The sequence below is a fragment of the Janibacter terrae NBRC 107853 genome (assembly GCF_001591405.1).
Lineage (GTDB): Bacteria > Actinomycetota > Actinomycetes > Actinomycetales > Dermatophilaceae > Janibacter > Janibacter terrae.
Window position 1 is genome coordinate 617,320 of the sequence record NZ_BCUV01000007.1, and the last position, 16,091, is coordinate 633,410.

Below are 16,091 nucleotides of genomic sequence, written 5' to 3' on the forward strand. Positions count from 1 at the left end.
AGACGAGTGGTCCCGGTGAGGGAGGCCACGCCACCCCGAGGTGACGGGCCGTTACCTCTTCGTTACCGTCGAGGTGATGCCTTCCCCTGTCGGTGCCGCCCTGTCCACCCGCGACAACTCGCTGGGCGCGGTGCGCCTCCTGCTCGCCGCGGCGGTGATCCTCGCCCACGCGTGGCCCCTCGGCGGCTACGGCCCGAGCGGGATCGAGCGGCTGGGGGCGATCGGCGTCGGGGGGTTCTTCGCGCTGTCCGGCTACCTCATCGCCGGCAGCCGGCTGCGCAACGGCTTCGGGACGTACCTCCGGCGCCGGGCGCAGCGGATCTTCCCCGGGTTCTGGGCCTGCCTGGCCGTCACCGCCTTCGTCCTCGCGCCGCTCGGCGGCCTCCTCGGCGGCCACGGGTGGGACCCCGCCCAGTCGCTCGCCTACGTGCTCGACAACGCGATGCTCCTGATGACCAACCCGACGATCGGCGGGACGCTCGCCGGCGCGCCCAACCCCGGCATGTGGAACGGCTCGCTGTGGACGCTCGTGCACGAGTTCGCCGCGTACCTGCTGTGCGGCGCCGCCCTCGGCATCGGCTGGGTCCGCCGCCACCTCGCGCTCAGCGCGGGCGTCGCGGTCCTCGCCCTCCCGGTGCTGTCGTGGCTGGTCGGCGACCTCTCCGGCCCCGCGCACATGATCACGAGCGCGCTGCGGCTCTTCTCCTTCTTCGCCGTCGGCGTGCTCGCGTACGCGCTGCGCGACCGGCTGCGCACGAGCACCCCGGTCGCGGTGCTCGCCGCCCTCACGGTTGCCGGGCTGGCGGCCACCTCGGAGACCGCGCTCAACCTGCTCGCCCCGATCCCGCTCGCCTACGCACTGCTCCATGCCGGCGCGACCTGGCGCACCCGGATCGCCGCGCGGGAGGACGCCTCCTACGGCCTCTACGTCTACGGCTGGCCGGTGCAGCAGCTGCTCGGCATGCTCGGCCTCGGCGCGCTCGTCCCCGCGCCGGTCTTCGGGCTCGTCTCCTTCGCGTGCACGCTCCCCTTCGCGATCGCCTCGTGGCGGCTCGTCGAGCGCCCGGCGATGCGGCTGGGCCTGGCTCCCCGCCCGAGCGGCGACCTCCACCCCGCCGACCTGCCCGTGCACACCCCGGCGCACCTCGAGCGGCGCGCGATCTTCGCCGCCCACCGCTGAGCCCGGTGGAGGGTCACGTCGTGCACCATCACCCCCCGGTTAGTGCATGACGTGACCCGCTGCGGCGAAGGGGGAGGATCCCCCTTCGTCCTCGTCGTCAGGAGAGGAGGACGGCGACCGTGTGGATCGCCAGGCCGGCGAGCGCGCCGACGACGGTGCCGTTGATCCGGATGAACTGCAGGTCGCGGCCGACGAAGAGCTCGATCCGCTTGCTCGCCTCGTCGGCGTCCCAGCGCTCGACGGTCACCGAGATGACCTCGGCGAGCTCGTCGCCGTAGGTGTTGACGAAGAAGGCGACGACCTCGCCCAGATGGGTCTCCAGGCGCTGCTGCCAGGCCTCGTCCTCGACGAGGTGCGTACCCAGGTGGGTGAGCAGCTCGTCGCCGCGGCTCCAGAAGTAGGACTCCCGCTCGGCCATCGCGCCGAGCAACGAGGTGCGCAGCGACTGCCACACGGCGACCGCGCTCGTCGGCACCTGGGGGTGCGCCAGCAGCCGCTCCTTGAGCGCCTCGGCGCTCGCCATGACGTCGGAGTCGTGCTGCAGGTCGGAGGCCAGGCGCTGGAGCAGGTCGTCGAGCGCGACCCGGGCGGGGTGGTGCGCGTCGCGACGCATCTCGTCGAGCCAGCCGAGGGCCTGCCGGTAGGTCCAGTCGATGACCTTGTCGTCGACCCACTCGGGGGTCCACCAGGGAGCCTTGTCCCCGACGACCTGCTTGAAGAGGTGCGGGTTGTCGCCGAGCCACTGCCGCACCTCGTCGATGCCCAGGTCGACCAGGCCCGTGTGGTTGCCGCCGTCGACGACGCCCTCGAGGAGCGAGCCGAGGATCGGGCTGACCGGCTCCTGCGCGAGGCGCGGGAGCAGCAGCTCGGCGAGGAAGTCGTGGACGTCCTGGTCCTCCACCCGCTCCAGCGCCCGCGTCCCGCCCCGGGCGATCTCCTCGAGCACCCGTCGACGGTGCCGCGGCACGAGGAGCCAGGCGCCGAGCCGCTCGGCCACGCGGGCGGTGGCGAGCCGGTCCCGCGCGATCTCCTCGGTGAGGAAGTTCTCCGTGACGAACTCCTGCAGGTTGCGCCCCAGCTCGTCCTTCCGCTTCTTGACCAGGGCCGTGTGCGGCACGGGGATGCCGAGCGGGTGCCGGAAGAGCGCGGTGACCGCGAACCAGTCCGCGAGCGCGCCCACCATCGCGGCCTCGGCGGCGGTGTTGACGAAGCCCCACACCCCGTCGTGGTCGAGCCGGAGCGTGGCGAGGAAGACGACGGCGGCGAGGACGAGCAGGCCGGTGGCCACCGTCCGCATGCGGCGCAGGGCGGCGCGGCGACGGGCGTCCGCGGGGGTCTCGTGCAGGAAGCTCACGCCCAGATCCTCCCCCACCGACGCACCTAGACTCGTCATCGTGGACTTCCTCAACGGCCTGATGCCCCAGCTCGACCTGACCTACGACGACGTCTTCATGGTGCCGCGGCGCAGCGACGTGGCGAGCCGCCACGAGGTCGACCTGCGCACGGGCGACGGTACGGGCACGACGATCCCGCTCGTCGTCGCCAACATGACGGCCATCGCCGGGCGCCGCATGGCCGAGACGACCGCCCGTCGCGGCGGCCTCACCGTCATCCCGCAGGACATCCCGGTGGACGTCGTCGCCGAGGTCATCGCCTTCGTCAAGAGCCGCGACCTCGTGCACGACACCCCGATCACCCTCGCGCCGACGGCGACGGCCGGCGAGGCGCTCGCGCTGATCCACAAGCGCGCCCACGGTGCGGGCATCGTCGTCGAAGGGGGGCGGCCCATCGGTGTCGTCACCGAGCGCGACCTCGACCAGGTCGACCGCTTCGCCCAGGTGCAGGACGTCATGTCCCCCGACCTCATGACGCTGCCGGCCGACGCGGACCCGCGAGCGGCCTTCGAGGAGCTGGACCGCGCGCGCCGCCGGGTGGCCCCGGTCGTCGACGCCGACGGCAAGCTCGTCGGCATCCAGACCCGGCAGGGCGCGGTGCGCGCCAGCATGTACAGCCCCGCCGTCGACGCGGACGGGCGGCTGCGGGTCGCCGCCGCCGTCGGGATCAACGGCGACGTGGGCGGCAAGGCCGCGGCCCTGCTCGCGGCGGGCGCCGACGTCCTCGTCGTCGACACCGCGCACGGGCACCAGACCAAGATGCTCGAGGCACTCGCTGCCGTGCGCGCCCTCGACCCGCAGGTGCCGGTCGTCGCCGGCAACGTCGTCTCGGCCGCGGGCACCCGCGAGCTCATCGAGGCCGGCGCCGACATCGTCAAGGTCGGCGTGGGGCCGGGGGCGATGTGCACGACCCGCATGATGACCGCGGTGGGACGGCCCCAGTTCTCGGCGGTGCTCGAGTGCGCGGCAGCGGCCCGCGAGCTCGGCAAGCACGTGTGGGCCGACGGCGGGGTGCGCCACCCGCGCGACGTCGCGCTGGCCCTGGCCGCCGGGGCGAGCAATGTCATGATCGGCTCGTGGTTCGCGGGGACCCTCGAGTCCCCGGGCGACCTCGTGACCGACGCCGACGGTCGCAGCTACAAGGAGTCCTTCGGCATGGCCTCCGCGCGGGCGGTGCAGAACCGCACGGCGACGGACTCCCCCTTCGACCGGGCGCGCAAGTCGCTCTTCGAGGAGGGCATCTCCAACTCGCGCATGTACATCGACCCCGCCGGGCCGGGCGTCGAGGACGTCATCGACGAGATCATCGGCGGGGTGCGCAGCTCGTGCACGTACTCAGGGGCGACGACGCTCGAGGAGTTCCACGAGCGCGCCCTCGTCGGCCTCCAGTCCACCGCCGGGTTCGCCGAGGGCCGGCCCCTGCACACCTCGTGGTGACGCGATGAGGTCCCTCGAGCCCCTGCAGGCCCCGGTCGACCCGGTCGAGGCACTCCGGCGCGTCGGCTTCCTCCTCGAGCGCGCGCGCCAGCACACCCGGCGCGTCGAGGCCTTCCGCGGCGCGGTCAAGGTCCTGCGCGGCCTGGCCGAAGGGGAGGTCGCGCAGCGGGTCGAGGACGGCACCATCACCGACCTCGCCGGCATCGGGAAGTCCACGGCCGGCGTCATCGAGCAGGCCGTACGCGGCGAGATGCCCGACTACCTCGCCCGCCAGCAGGAGGAGCACGGCGGCCCGCTCGTCGAGGGCGGCGAGGCGTACGCCGAGGCGATCATCGGCGACTGCCACCTGCACTCGGACTGGTCCGACGGGGGCAGCCCGATCGACGAGATGGTGCTCACGGCCTACGAGCTCGGGCAGGAGTGGATGGTCCTCACCGACCACTCCCCCCGCCTGCGGATCGCCAACGGGCTGACGGCACAACGCCTCTCGCAGCAGCTGGACCTGCTCGCCAAGATCGACGCCTCGCTCGGCGACAGCTTCCGGGTCATGTCCGGCATCGAGGTCGACATCCTCGACGACGGCGAGCTGGACCAGACGCCGGAGATGCTCGCCCGCCTCGACCTCGTCACCGCGTCCGTGCACTCGAAGCTCAGGATGGCCAAGGGCCCGATGACCCGGCGCATGGTCGCGGCCGTGAGCAACCCCCGGGTCAACGTCCTCGGGCACTGCACCGGCCGGCTCGTCACGGGCGGTCGTGGGACGCGGCCGCAGAGCGAGTTCGACGCACGGGCGGTCTTCGAGGCCTGCGCCGAGCACGACGTCGCCGTGGAGATCAACTCCCGGCCCGAGCGCTGCGACCCACCTGACGAGCTCGTCGAGCTGGCCCTGGAGATCGGCTGCCTCTTCGCCGTCGACTCCGACGCGCACGCCCCCGGCCAGCTGGAGATGAAGGCCTACGGCGCGGAGCGCGCGGAGCGTCTCGGGGTGCCGCTCGAGCGCATCGTCACGACGTGGGACGCCGACCGTCTGGCCGCCTGGGCACGGCCGGAATGACTCGTTTTGGCGATCCGGCGAGTGTCTGCGTATGCTTTCCGAGTCCTCGACGGATTCGGGTGCTGCCTGCTGCGTAGCGAGGGGTTCTCGGAGACGGGTCCCCATCGTCTAGCGGCCTAGGACCCCGCCCTTTCACGGCGGTAGCACGGGTTCGAATCCCGTTGGGGATACGCAAGAAGCCTTGCACCATCAAGGCCCTGTAGCGCAGTTGGTTAGCGCGCCGCCCTGTCACGGCGGAGGTCGCGGGTTCGAGTCCCGTCAGGGTCGCTCGCTGGTCCGGTTCGGACCGGCTCGGCCAGGTAGCTCAGTTGGTACGAGCGTCCGACTGAAAATCGGAAGGTCGGCGGTTCGACCCCGCCCCTGGCCACCGGAGCCACGCACGAAGGGCGTCACCGTCACGGTGACGCCCTTCGTCGTCCCCCCTCCCGGCGACCGGGGTGCCGACGTGGAAGGATGACCCGTCGTGAGCCGATCGACGAACCCCGCCGCCCTCACCGCCAGACTGCGACGGGCCGCGCGCGCCGCGGTCGGCGAGCTGCGGCCGAGCACTCCCGCAGCCCCCGCCGCGCCCGTCGCACCCGCGACCGCCGGGCCGGCACCGCAGGAGCAGCCGACCGCGCAGCCCGAGCTGGCGTCGCCCCCTTCGCCCACCACCACCGCCCCGCACTCGCCGGTCCCCGCGCTCGACCTCACGGTCGCCGTCGCCGCCGGCCCGCACCTCGGCGGCCTGCTCGCCCCGGAGTGGACCCAGCGTGACCTCGACCGCCGCAGCTGGCGCGAGGCGCTCACGCGCGCCGACCTGCTCGTCCTCGAGGGACGCGGCGGCTCCGTCCCCGGGTGGGGTGACGGCAGCGCGCTCGGCGAGCTGCTCACGAACGCGAAGGGGGCCGACCTGCCCGTCGTCCTCTGGGTCACCGACGACACCGCGCCCGGGGCCTGGGCGCAGGACGTCACCGTCGTCGGTGCCTCCTCGCAGGCCGCGATCGACGCCATCTCCGCGAGCGGCCGCGAGGCGCAGCGGTGGGCCCCCGCGGCCCAGCCGCGCACCGTGGGCGACGACCGCGAGGACCCGACGACCGGACGGCGCTCCGGCGCGCTCGCCGTCGTCGACGGCCTCTCCCGCCTCGCCGACGACTCCTCCCTCCGCCTCGTCGAGGAGGCGCTCACCCCGATGCCGCGCTCGCAGACGCGTCTCGTGCGCCGCCCGGGCAAGTCCGCCGTCGTGACCCTGCCCGCGGGCCTCGCCGAGCGCGTGGGCGACGCCGTCACCGCGAGTGACGCGAGCGTCCTGCTCGACCTGTCGGCCACCTCCCCCGACGCGGCCTGGACGACGGTCGCCGCCGCAGCCGCCCGCACGCCGGTCGTCGGCACCGAGGCGCACGCCGACCTGCCCGCGGAGGTCGACGCCCTCGTCCCTCGCGTCACCGACAGCAGGTCCCTGCGCAGCGAGCTCGTCGCCAGGGTCAACCAGGAGGAGCTCGTCGCCCGCGAGGGGCTGCGGCTGCAGCGCGCGGTCCTCGCCGGGCACACCGGCGCCCACCGCGCCCGCGAGCTCGCCACGGCCGCCGGGCTCGAGGTCCCCGCGATCACGCCCGCGACGATCTCGGCCGTCGTGCCGACCAACCGCACCCACGAGCTGGACAATGTCTTCGCCAACCTCGGCCGGCAGGACCACCCCGCCGTCGAGCTCGTCCTGGTCCTGCACGGCCTCGACACCGACGACGCCGACCTGCGCCGCCGCGCCACCGAGGCGGGCGTCACGGACCTGCAGATCGTCCACGCCGATGCCTCGCTCACCCTCGGGGCGTGCATGAACCTCGGCGTCGACGCGGCCGGTGGCCGGTACATCGCCAAGATGGACGACGACAACATCTACGGGCCGCGCTACCTGTCGGACCTGCTCGGCGCCTTCGCGCACACCGACGCCGGGATCGTCGGCAAGTGGGCCCACTACGTGTGGCTGCGCTCCACCGGCGCCGTCGTGCTGCGCTACCCCGACTCCGAGCACCGCTACGAGCGGCGGATCCAGGGCGGCTCGATGCTCTTCGCCGGGGACGTCGTGCGCGAGGTCCGCTTCAGCGACATCCCGCGCGCCGTCGACTCCGACATCCTCGACCGCTCGATGGCCCAGGGCGTGCGCGTGTGGTCCGGCGACCGCTACAACTACGTCTCCGTGCGCGGCGACGACCGCCTCTCGCACACCTGGACGGTCACCGACTCGACCTTCCTCACCGCGACCGGGCGCCTGCTCTTCTACGGTGACCCGACGACCCACGTGAGCCTCTGACCCGCGGCGACCCCGCGACCGACGACGACAAGGACCCCCATTGGCCTCCATCGACAAGAACACCGCGAAGTCCCAGGGCAAGCGTGCCGCGCGCGCCGTCGTCCGCCGCGTGCCGCTCGAGCCGCTGGCCGCCCTGCCGAGCCACGGCGGCTCGGTCGGGATGCGCGCGATCTTCGCCCAGGCCCGCCTGCTCGTCCTCGGCGGCAAGCAGTACGAGCAGGGCCTGCGCCTCCTCGGGCGCCTGCCGGAGTCCGCCCTGGGCGCCACCGGTCACGGCCTGCGGGCCTGGTCCTACATGTCCCTGGGCCGGCTCGACGAGGCGCTCGTGGAGGCCCGCACCGCCCTCGACCTGGAGCCCGACGCCGAGGCGCTCGGCCTGTCGATGGCCGTCGCCCAGCGCGCCCGCAACCGCGAGCTCGTCACCCGCGCCAACGCCCTCGCCGCGACGACCCAGCCCCGCACGACCAAGGACGCCGAGCGGCTCCTCGGCTGGTTCGCGGCCGACGACGTCACCGAGGCCGAGGCCTTCCTCGCCAACGCCGCCACGTGGCGGGTCAGCCACAGCCAGCACTCCCTCGAGCTCGTGCGCACCGAGACGAAGATCCGCGGCGCCGGCGACGACGACGCCCAGCGCGCGACCGCACTCGAGGTGGGCCTGACCTCACCCGAGGGCTTCCGCTCCGCCACGCGCGCCCTCGGCAACCTCAGGGGCTGGGACGAGCTGCGCGAGCTCTACCGCGCGAGCAGCCTCGAGACGATCGGCAACGTCCCGAAGAAGACCTCCCTCGCCCTCGCCCAGCGTGCCGCCCGGGCGGGCTGGCTCGACACGGCCCAGGTCATCACCGGGCGCCTCGTCGAGGGCGGGCTCAAGAAGGCTCGCCCCACCCACGACCAGGTCAGCGACCAGATCCACATCGGCCGCACCGGCTGGCCCGTCGACGAGGCCCGCGAGCGGGCCTACGAGCCCCGCCCCCGCGCCGTGCTGTCCGTCCTCGCGCAGTCCCTGCCGCACCGCTCGGGCGGCTACGCCACGCGCAGCCACGGCATCCTCACCGGCCTGCAGGGCCTGGGCTGGGACATGCTCGCCGCGACCCGCCTCGGCTTCCCGTACGACTTCTGGGGGCAGGGCGACCGCCGCGTGGTCGAGCCCACGAGCACCGTCGACACGATGACCTACGTGCGGCTGCTCGAGCCCGGCGAGCGGGACTACCCGACGACCCCGATGGCCGGCTACATCGAGCGCTTCGCCAGCCGCGTCGAGGAGGTCGCCCGCGAGCACCGCGCCGGCCTCATCCACGCGAGCAGCTTCCAGAACAACGGCCTCGCCGGCCTGCGCGCCGCGCGACGGCTGGGCATCCCCTTCGTCTACGAGATGCGCGGTCTCGAGGACCTGATGAAGATCTCGCGCAACCCGGCCTTCGGCACGACCGACGCCTACCGGTACATGACCGGGCTCGAGCTGCACATCGTCCAGAACGCCGACCTCACCTTCGTCATCACCGAGGCGCTGCGCGAGGAGATGATCCGCCGCGGCGGCCCCGCCGACCGGATCGCCGTGCTGCCCAACGGTGTCCACACCGCGCAGTTCGAGCCCCGTCAGCCCGACGAGGCGCTGCTCGACGAGCTCGGCCTGCGCGGCAAGACCGTCATCGGCTACGCCGGCGGCCTCGTCGACTACGAGGGCCTGGACCTGCTCCTCGAGGCGGCGGCACAGCTGAAGGCGACCCGCGACGACTTCGCCGTCATCATCGTCGGCGACGGCCACTACGAGGGCTACCTGCACCGCCTGGCGCGCGACCTCGGCGTCCTCGACGTCGTCACCTTCACCGGGCGCGTGCCGCACGAGGAGGTCGCGCGCTACCTGTCGATCTTCCAGGTGACCCCCTTCCCCCGCCTGCCGCTGCCGGTGTGCGAGCTGATCAGCCCGATCAAGCCCTTCGAGTCCATGGCGATGGGCAAGGCGTGCATCTCCAGCTCGGTCGCGGCGCTCACCGAGATCGTCGAGCCCGACGTGCGTGGCCTCGTCTTCGACAAGGGCGACGCGAGCGACCTGGCCCGCCAGATCGCTCGCTACCTCGACGACCCGCAGCTGCGCGAGCGCATGGGCCGCCAGGCCCGCGAGTGGGTCCTCGCCGAGCGGGACTGGAGCGATGTCACCCGGATCGCCGACGAGGCCTACCACCGCCTGCTCGGCTGAGTCCGCCGACGACGAAGCGGGGGGCCGCACCGGTGATCCGGTGCGGCCCCCCTTCGTCGTGCCCTTGGCTTGGCTACGGGACGTCGTCGACGGTGATCTCGCTGGAGTTCTTCGTCGTGAGGTCCTCCGCGGCGAGCGCCCGGTAGAGCATGGGCGTCAGGCTGCGGATGTAGCTGGCCGTCACGTGGCTGCCCTGGCGGTAGACGAGCGTGTCGCCGATGACCGGCGGGCACTCGTCACCGGGCGGGCAGATCCACTCGTTGAGATCGACGAAGGGCGCCGTGGTCTCGTCGGCGGCGGCCTTGAGGGCCTTGGTACCGGTGCCCTTGCGGCCCTTGTCCGCGGCGGGGAAGCTGCACGCCGAGAAGTCGTCCGGGTGCTCCTCCACGCAGGTGTAGACGGCGCCCTGGTCGGGGCGCGGGGAGTCGGAGACGATGACGACCTCGGTGCCCTTGGCCTGCAGCTCCTTGACCGCCTCGGCGATCCCGGCGCGCAGGTCCTTCGAGCTGGGCGCACCCTGGGAGACGAGCGCGATGTCGGGCGCCCCCTCCTCGTCGAAGTGCTTGTTGGCGTTCTTGGAGAACTCCTCGCAGTCGGACTTGGCGCCGTCGTAGGTGAAGGCGCAGGCCGACTTGAGGTAGAGCTCCAGGCGCCAGCTCTCGCTACCCGCGATCGACTCCACGGCCGGGAACCACTGGCCCATCTTGGAGTCGCCGAGCATGGCGATCGTCTTGTCGCCGTCCTCGGCGCCGTAGACGCAGGACGTGTCGACCGCGGAGTCGCCGGGCTGCACCTGGCAGTCGTCGTCGTAGTAGCTCGGCACGTCCTCGGGGGCCACCGCCGGGTCCGGCGTGACCGCCCCCGAGTTCGTGACGACCTGGTCGAGGTCCTCGCGGATGGTCCAGTCGTCGCTCTCGGGGTTGGCGACGAGACTCGTCGCGCCCGTCACCTTCGCGTTCTCGTCGAGCTTGGGCACCGTCGCCCAGACCGCGGTGCCGACGAGCGCGGTGACGATCATCGACGCCAGGCCGAAGAGCAGGCCGCGGGAGGCCTTGGCGCTCAGGCCGGGGTGGAAGCGGATCGGGTCCTCGACGAGGTGCTTCGTCAGCCAGGCGAGGACGATCGAGACGATGCCGAGCACCACGAGGTGGCGGATGCGCACCTCGGGGTAGGCCGACTGCGCGAGCGTGATGAGCGGCCAGTGCCACAGGTAGATCGCGTAGGACAGGCCACCGATCCACACCATCGGCTTCAGGCTCAGCAGGCGCGCGGTGGCCGTGGCCTGCGTCGAGCAGCCCGCGGCGATGATGCAGGCGGCGCCGAGGGTCGGCACGAGCGCCCAGGACCCCGGCCACGGGGTCTTGGAGGTCAGGAAGAAGGCCGACCACAGGATCATGAGCAGCCCGACCCCGCCGAGGAGCTCGGCCGCGAGCCGCGGCAGCGCGGTGAGGCGCAGCACGAGGAAGGCGAGCAGCGCGCCGATCGCCAGCTCCCACACGCGCGTCGTCGTGTAGAAGTACGCGGTCGCCGGGTCTGACCTCGTGTGCAGCACCGAGTAGACGAGCGAGGCCGCCGCGATGATCCCGAGGATGCCGAAGAGCAAGGGCTTGGGCCGCATCCTCGTGCGGCGGGCCAGGAAGAGCCCGGCGATGATGATGAGCGGCCAGACGACGTAGAACTGCTCCTCGACGGACAGCGACCAGTAGTGCTGCAGCGCCGAGGGGGCCGCGTCCTCCGCGAGGTAGTCCACCGACCGCAGCGCGAGCGCCCAGTTGATGACGTAGAAGGTCGCGGCGATGACGTCGGTGCCGAGGTTGAGCCGGTCCGGCCCGGGCAGCACGAGCCACCCCGCGACGGCGGTGAACAGCAGCACGACCGACGCGGCCGGCAGCAGTCGGCGGGCCCGTCGGGCGTAGAAGTCGCCGATCGAGATCCCGCCGGTGCGCACCGCCTCGCGCAGCAGCAGCGAGGTGATGAGGAACCCGGAGATGACGAAGAAGATGTCGACGCCGACGAAGCCGCCCGGGATGAACGGGATGCCGACGTGGTAGAGCAGGACGGTGCCGACGGCGACCGCCCGCAGCCCCTCGATGTCGCCACGGAGGTTCTTCTTTCCCTTCGCCCCGTGGTGCGCCTCGGCGGCCGACTCCTTGGCGTCCGCGGTCAGCGTGGTGTCCCCCGGCCCGGCGGTCACGCCTGCCCTCGTCGGGGAGCGCCCACGGACCCGGCGAGCACCTTGGCGATGCGCTCACCGGCGTGCCCGTCCCAGAGGGGCGGGGTGTCCCAGGTCTCCAGCGGACCGGTGGCGAGCACCTCGCGCACGCGGTCGGAGAGGGTCTCCCGGGTGACGAGCTGGTTGGTGCCGTGGGTGATGGTCACCGGGCGCTCGGTGTTGGGACGAAGGGTGAGGCACGGGACCCCGAGGATCGTCGTCTCCTCCTGCACGCCCCCGGAGTCGGTGACGACCGCGGCGGCGCCGCGGACGAGGCCCATGAACTCGAGGTAGCCGAGCGGGTCGATGACGCGCATCCGGTCGTGGTCGAGGAAGCCGGCCTCCTCGAGGCGGGCCCGGCCGCGCGGGTGCAGCGGGATGACGACCTGCGCCTGGTCGGCGACGGCGTGCATCGCGGCGACGAGCGCCCGGACGTCCTCCGGGTCGTCGACGTTGCCGGGGCGGTGCAGCGTGGCGACGATGTAGTCGCCCTCGAGGCCGACCTCGCGGCGGGCGGCCTCGACGTCGAAGCGGTCCTTGTTCTTCAGGAGCGTGTCGATCATCGGGTTGCCGACGAAGTGGATCTTGTCGGGGTCGGTGCCCTCGTTGCCGAGGTGGCCGATGGCGTCGGTGCTCGTCGTGAGCAGCAGGTCGGACAGCTTGTCCGTGACGAGCCGGTTGATCTCCTCGGGCATCGTCATGTCGAAGGAGCGCAGGCCCGCCTCGACGTGGGCGAAGGTGATGCGCATCTTCGATGCGACGAGCGCGGCGGCCACGGTGGAGTTGACGTCGCCGTAGACGACCACGAGGTCGGGGCGGCGCTCGGTGAAGAGCTGCTCGAGCGCCTCCATGACCTTGGCGGTCTGCGCGCCGTGCGGGCCGGAGCCGACACCGAGGTTGACGTCGGGCTTGGGGATGCCCAGCTGGCGGAAGAAGATGTCGGACATCTTGTCGTCGTAGTGCTGGCCCGTGTGCACGAGCAGCTGCTCCACGTCGTAGGTGCCGAGCGCCTCGAGGACGGGCGCTGCCTTGGGGAAGTTCGGGCGGGCACCGGTGACGTGCACAACCAGGGGAGCCATCGTGGTCCTTTGCCGTATCGGGGGCGTGGTACGGCTGATCAGTCTGGCACGCACCCCTGCGAGGCTCCGAAACGCGGACCCGGCGTGCCCTCAGGTACCGAAGTCCGGGTGGCGCAGCAGGCCTAGCCACTGCTCGCGCGCGTTGGCGAGGAAGTGACCGGCGTCCGCGGACCACGTGTGGCCCTCGCCGGCGTGCCGCACGTAGACGTAGCCGATGTCGTGCGGTCGGTAGATCGCCGCGCCGGCGGCGGTCGCGGCCCGCATGAGGGCGCTGTCCACGGCCCGGGGCACGTCGGCCCACCCGCCGAGGGCGCGCAGCTCGTCGGCGCCGACGAGGATCGTGCCGCCCGCGACCCGGTGCACCAGCGACTCGGGGGTCCCGATGACTCGCCGCACGGTGGTGTCCAGCGACTCGACGTGGACGACGGTGCTGCTCTTGCCGACGACCGGAGCCCCCGAGACGTGGCGGGCGATGACGAGGTCGAGGACGTGGTCGGGCCCGTAGTGGTCGTCGTCGTCGACCTTGGTGAGCAGCTCGCCGCTCGCCGCCTCGGCCGCGAGCGCGAGGGCGTGCCCGAGGCTGCGGTCGGCCGGCGTGGCGATGACCCGCACGTCGAGGTCGCCGAGGTCGGGCCGGGGCAGGTCGTCGGGGTCGCCGCCGTGGACGGCGACGACGACCTCGAGCCGGCGGTAGGTCTGGGCGCGCAGCATCGCGGCGATCGCGTCGAGCAGGTGCGGCCGGCGGGTGGCGAGGAGCACCGAGACCGTCGGGGCCAGGGAGTGCCCGACGCGGGGCGCGAGCACCTGCCGCCGCTGGCGCACCGACGCGACGTCGAAGGCGAGGTCGCCGGGCCGGCCGTGGGCGGCGCCCGGCACGTCGGCGTGCACCCGGCGGGAGACGACGGCGGGCAGGTCGCCCACGACGAAGGTGCCGCGGGCGATCGCCCGGGTGACGAAGGTGGCCAGGGCCGCGGTCGTCGCGGCGTCGGGCGAGGGGCCGGTCGGCTCGGCGCCGACCACCAGGGCGTGGACGTGGTCGAGCCGCGCGAGCCCGTCGGCGAGCGCGCCGGGCTGCTGCCAGGTGCCGCCGGTGCCCCGGCGCCACGGGCTCCTCAGGGTCCAGCCCGTGCCGGTGAGGTCGAGCCGGGCCCGGCGGTCGCTGTCCGGCCCGGGCACCCGGCCGAGCGGGGTGTCCCCCGCCGCGGGGTCCGTGGTCAGCGCGCGCATGGGGCCACGCTATCCACCGCGCCCGCCCGTAGGGTGAGGCCATGCCTGCCGGACACGCCGCGCCCGTCCGCGTCGACGCCGACGCGCCGGGCGCCCCCGAGACCCTCGTCGCGGCCGTCGCCTCGTCCGAGCTCGTGCTCGTGCACCGGGAAGGCACCGTCTTCGTCGACGGTGCGGTCGAGCGCCTCGTGCGCCACCTGCACCGTCCGCACCGCCGGCTCGTGCGCGTCCACAGCGCGGCCGGTCCCTGCTACCTCGCCCGCAGCGAGCTGCTCGCGACCGCACTGCGGCACGGTGTCGGTGCCGCCGACCTCGTCGCCGACGCGCCGGGCCTGGACCGGCGCATCGCGGAGGCGGCCGACCTGCTCCACGTCGACGGCCCGACCCCCGTCGAGGACCCGGCGGCCGGACGTTGGCGCACCTGGGTCGACGGCGCCGTCGTCGGCGTCGGTGCGGTCGACGACGAGGCGTGGTCGCGCCGCGTCGCCCGCGAGCACTCGGCACCGGTGGCGCTGCTGCGGCTGGCCCGCCGTCGGGTGGGTCGGGCGCGCCGAGAGGTCGCCCGCCGCCGTCAACGCCCGGACCGGTAGATCCAGCGCGCGACGTCCATCCGCACCCGGCGGTACTCGTCCGAGGACCCCTCGACGAGGTGCTCGAGCGGGTCCTCGCCGACCCGGTGCGCCGGCAGGTCCTGCGTGACGCGAAGGGGGCGGGCCCCCCTTCGCACCGCATCGTCGGTACCGCCCTCGGAGACGATCTCGACGGGGGTGCGCGGGTCGGGCAGCGCGCGGCGCCACGCCGGAGGTCCCCACGGCCCGCCCTCCGTCAGGCTCCCCGGGACGGGAGCGCCCGCGGCGAGCTCGACGAGGAGCTCGGCGGTCTCGGCGCCGCCCGTGGCGCGCGGCAGCTCCCGGCAGGCGGCGCGCAGGTCGTCCGCGGCGGACGGGTCGACGACCCGGGCGACCGCGGTCCGCATCGCGTCCGGGTCGTCCGGGGCGACGGCGAGGCAGGCGCCGGCCGAGGCGAGCTCCGCGGCGCGACCGGGCTGGTCGTCGGTGCCCAGGGCCTGGCCCGGCACGAGCACGGTCGGGACCGCGGCACCGAGCAGCTCGTGGACCGAGTTGTAGCCGGCCGCGCTCACCGCCGCGTCGAAGGCCGCGAGCGAGCGCGCGAGCGGGTAGGCGTCGGTGAGGAGCACGACGTCGTCGCCGGCGATCCCGTGCCGGGCGAGGGCGGGGCTGGTCACCGCGACCTGCCAGTCGGGCGCGGAGCGGCGCAGCGTCTCCAAGGCCACGCGCACCGGGGACCCGACGTCCTCGAGCGCCCCGGTGCCGGGGGTGAGCAGGAGCGCGGGCCGGTCCGGGTCCAGGCCGAGCGCGCGCCGGGCCTGCACACGGTCCTGGAGGGTGATCACCTCGCCGATGGAGATCGGGGCGACCCGAGTCGCGTCGCCGCGGGCGGCCGTCGGGCCGCGGTCCGCGGCCTGCGCGAAGTCGCCCGGCTCGACGACGAGGTCGAAGAGGGCGGCGTGCTCGAGGAACTTCTCGCCCGCGCCCGGGCGCCACATCCCCCGGCGCATCCAGACGAAGGGGGTCGACGCGAGCCGCTCGCGGGCGGACCGCAGGCCGGCGTACGGGACGACGCCGTCGAAGAGCACGAGCCGGGCACCGGTCTCGGCGACGAGAGCGCGGACCCGGTCGGCGAAGTACGGCTCCCAGTTGTACGCGGGGTGGACCTCGCGCAACCGCCGGGCAGGTCCCCCCTTCGGCAGCCATCCGCTCTTGCGGGACGGGCAGTACTCGGTGCGCACGCCGTGCAGCTCCGGCAGGCGCCCCTCGGCGACGGCCGTGCGGACGGTCGGCAGCGCGCCCGAGAGCGACATGAGGACGGGATCGAGGGTGTCCGGCGCGCTGAGCGCGACCGTGAGCTGCCGGGTCAGGTGCCCCATGCCGACGCCGTTGCTCGTGGCGAGGACGACGGGAAGGGGGGTTCCGGGCGCGCCTGGCATGGCGCCACTGTAGGCG

General features: G+C 73.6%; 11 protein-coding genes and 3 tRNA genes. 9 read left to right on the forward strand and 5 right to left on the reverse strand.

Annotated features, from left to right (window positions below):
- Nucleotides 1–76: 76 nt before the first annotated feature.
- Nucleotides 77–1,180: an acyltransferase family protein gene (locus JT1_RS12610; protein WP_169701993.1), complete on the forward strand. Its 1,104-nt coding sequence runs from the start codon at nucleotides 77–79 to the stop codon at nucleotides 1,178–1,180.
- A 97-nt stretch (nucleotides 1,181–1,277) separates the two neighbouring features.
- On the opposite strand, the gene JT1_RS12615 is transcribed toward JT1_RS12610, so the two are convergent.
- Nucleotides 1,278–2,534 (reverse strand): DUF445 domain-containing protein, encoded by a 1,257-nt coding sequence (locus tag JT1_RS12615; RefSeq protein WP_082807655.1) that lies wholly within the window; start codon nucleotides 2,532–2,534, stop codon nucleotides 1,278–1,280.
- A gap of 40 nt (nucleotides 2,535–2,574) precedes the next feature.
- Between JT1_RS12615 and JT1_RS12620 the strand changes: the two genes are divergently transcribed.
- The 7 genes from JT1_RS12620 (at nucleotide 2,575) to JT1_RS12650 (ending at nucleotide 9,549) form a co-directional block, all read left to right on the forward strand.
- Entirely contained in the window at nucleotides 2,575–4,011 is a 1,437-nt protein-coding gene (locus tag JT1_RS12620; protein ID WP_218005601.1) for a GuaB1 family IMP dehydrogenase-related protein, read from the forward strand.
- Nucleotides 4,012–4,015: 4 nt separating this feature from the next.
- Nucleotides 4,016–5,065 (forward strand): PHP domain-containing protein, encoded by a 1,050-nt coding sequence (locus JT1_RS12625; RefSeq protein WP_068327005.1) that lies wholly within the window; start codon nucleotides 4,016–4,018, stop codon nucleotides 5,063–5,065.
- Between the two features lie 97 nt (nucleotides 5,066–5,162).
- A tRNA-Glu gene (locus tag JT1_RS12630) sits at nucleotides 5,163–5,235 on the forward strand.
- 23 nt (nucleotides 5,236–5,258) lie between these two features.
- Nucleotides 5,259–5,332 (forward strand) — tRNA-Asp (locus JT1_RS12635).
- A 26-nt stretch (nucleotides 5,333–5,358) separates the two neighbouring features.
- Nucleotides 5,359–5,432 (forward strand) — tRNA-Phe (locus tag JT1_RS12640).
- Between the two features lie 96 nt (nucleotides 5,433–5,528).
- Nucleotides 5,529–7,352, forward strand: coding sequence for a glycosyltransferase family 2 protein (locus JT1_RS12645; protein WP_068327008.1), 1,824 nt, complete (start codon nucleotides 5,529–5,531; stop codon nucleotides 7,350–7,352).
- A gap of 40 nt (nucleotides 7,353–7,392) precedes the next feature.
- Nucleotides 7,393–9,549, forward strand: a complete 2,157-nt coding sequence (locus JT1_RS12650; RefSeq protein WP_068327011.1) for a glycosyltransferase family 4 protein — start codon at nucleotides 7,393–7,395, stop codon at nucleotides 9,547–9,549.
- 73 nt (nucleotides 9,550–9,622) lie between these two features.
- Here the strand turns inward: JT1_RS12650 and JT1_RS12655 are convergent, their stop codons facing one another.
- From JT1_RS12655 to JT1_RS12665, 3 genes are all read right to left on the reverse strand, one after another.
- Nucleotides 9,623–11,743, reverse strand: coding sequence for an acyltransferase family protein (locus JT1_RS12655; RefSeq protein WP_068327014.1), 2,121 nt, complete (start codon nucleotides 11,741–11,743; stop codon nucleotides 9,623–9,625).
- Complete coding sequence (wecB, locus tag JT1_RS12660; protein WP_068327017.1) at nucleotides 11,740–12,840, reverse strand: non-hydrolyzing UDP-N-acetylglucosamine 2-epimerase; 1,101 nt, start codon at nucleotides 12,838–12,840, stop codon at nucleotides 11,740–11,742. The genes JT1_RS12655 and wecB overlap by 4 nt, the downstream gene beginning before the upstream one ends.
- 90 nt (nucleotides 12,841–12,930) lie before the next feature.
- Complete coding sequence (locus JT1_RS12665) at nucleotides 12,931–14,067, reverse strand: glycosyltransferase (RefSeq protein WP_068327020.1); 1,137 nt, start codon at nucleotides 14,065–14,067, stop codon at nucleotides 12,931–12,933.
- A 41-nt stretch (nucleotides 14,068–14,108) separates the two neighbouring features.
- Between JT1_RS12665 and JT1_RS12670 the strand changes: the two genes are divergently transcribed.
- On the forward strand, nucleotides 14,109–14,657 hold the full coding sequence (locus JT1_RS12670; RefSeq protein WP_068327023.1) for a hypothetical protein: 549 nt from the start codon (nucleotides 14,109–14,111) through the stop codon (nucleotides 14,655–14,657).
- Here JT1_RS12670 and JT1_RS12675 read toward each other — a convergent pair.
- Nucleotides 14,639–16,075 carry a glycosyltransferase gene (locus JT1_RS12675; RefSeq protein WP_169701994.1) on the reverse strand — a complete coding sequence of 479 codons (1,437 nt, stop codon included), beginning with the start codon at nucleotides 16,073–16,075 and terminating at the stop codon, nucleotides 14,639–14,641. The genes JT1_RS12670 and JT1_RS12675 overlap by 19 nt on opposite strands.
- Nucleotides 16,076–16,091: the final 16 nt, after the last annotated feature.

What these genes read in the sequence shown, in the direction of transcription:
- JT1_RS12610 (WP_169701993.1), top strand. Translation starts at nt 77, where the DNA reads ATGCCTTCCCCTGTCGGTGCCGCCCTGTCCACCCGCGACAACTCGCTG.
- JT1_RS12670 (WP_068327023.1), top strand. Translation starts at nt 14,109, where the DNA reads ATGCCTGCCGGACACGCCGCGCCCGTCCGCGTCGACGCCGACGCGCCG.
- wecB (WP_068327017.1), bottom strand. Translation starts at nt 12,840, where the DNA reads ATGGCTCCCCTGGTTGTGCACGTCACCGGTGCCCGCCCGAACTTCCCC.
- JT1_RS12625 (WP_068327005.1), top strand. Translation starts at nt 4,016, where the DNA reads ATGAGGTCCCTCGAGCCCCTGCAGGCCCCGGTCGACCCGGTCGAGGCA.
- JT1_RS12665 (WP_068327020.1), bottom strand. Translation starts at nt 14,067, where the DNA reads ATGCGCGCGCTGACCACGGACCCCGCGGCGGGGGACACCCCGCTCGGC.
- JT1_RS12675 (WP_169701994.1), bottom strand. Translation starts at nt 16,075, where the DNA reads ATGCCAGGCGCGCCCGGAACCCCCCTTCCCGTCGTCCTCGCCACGAGC.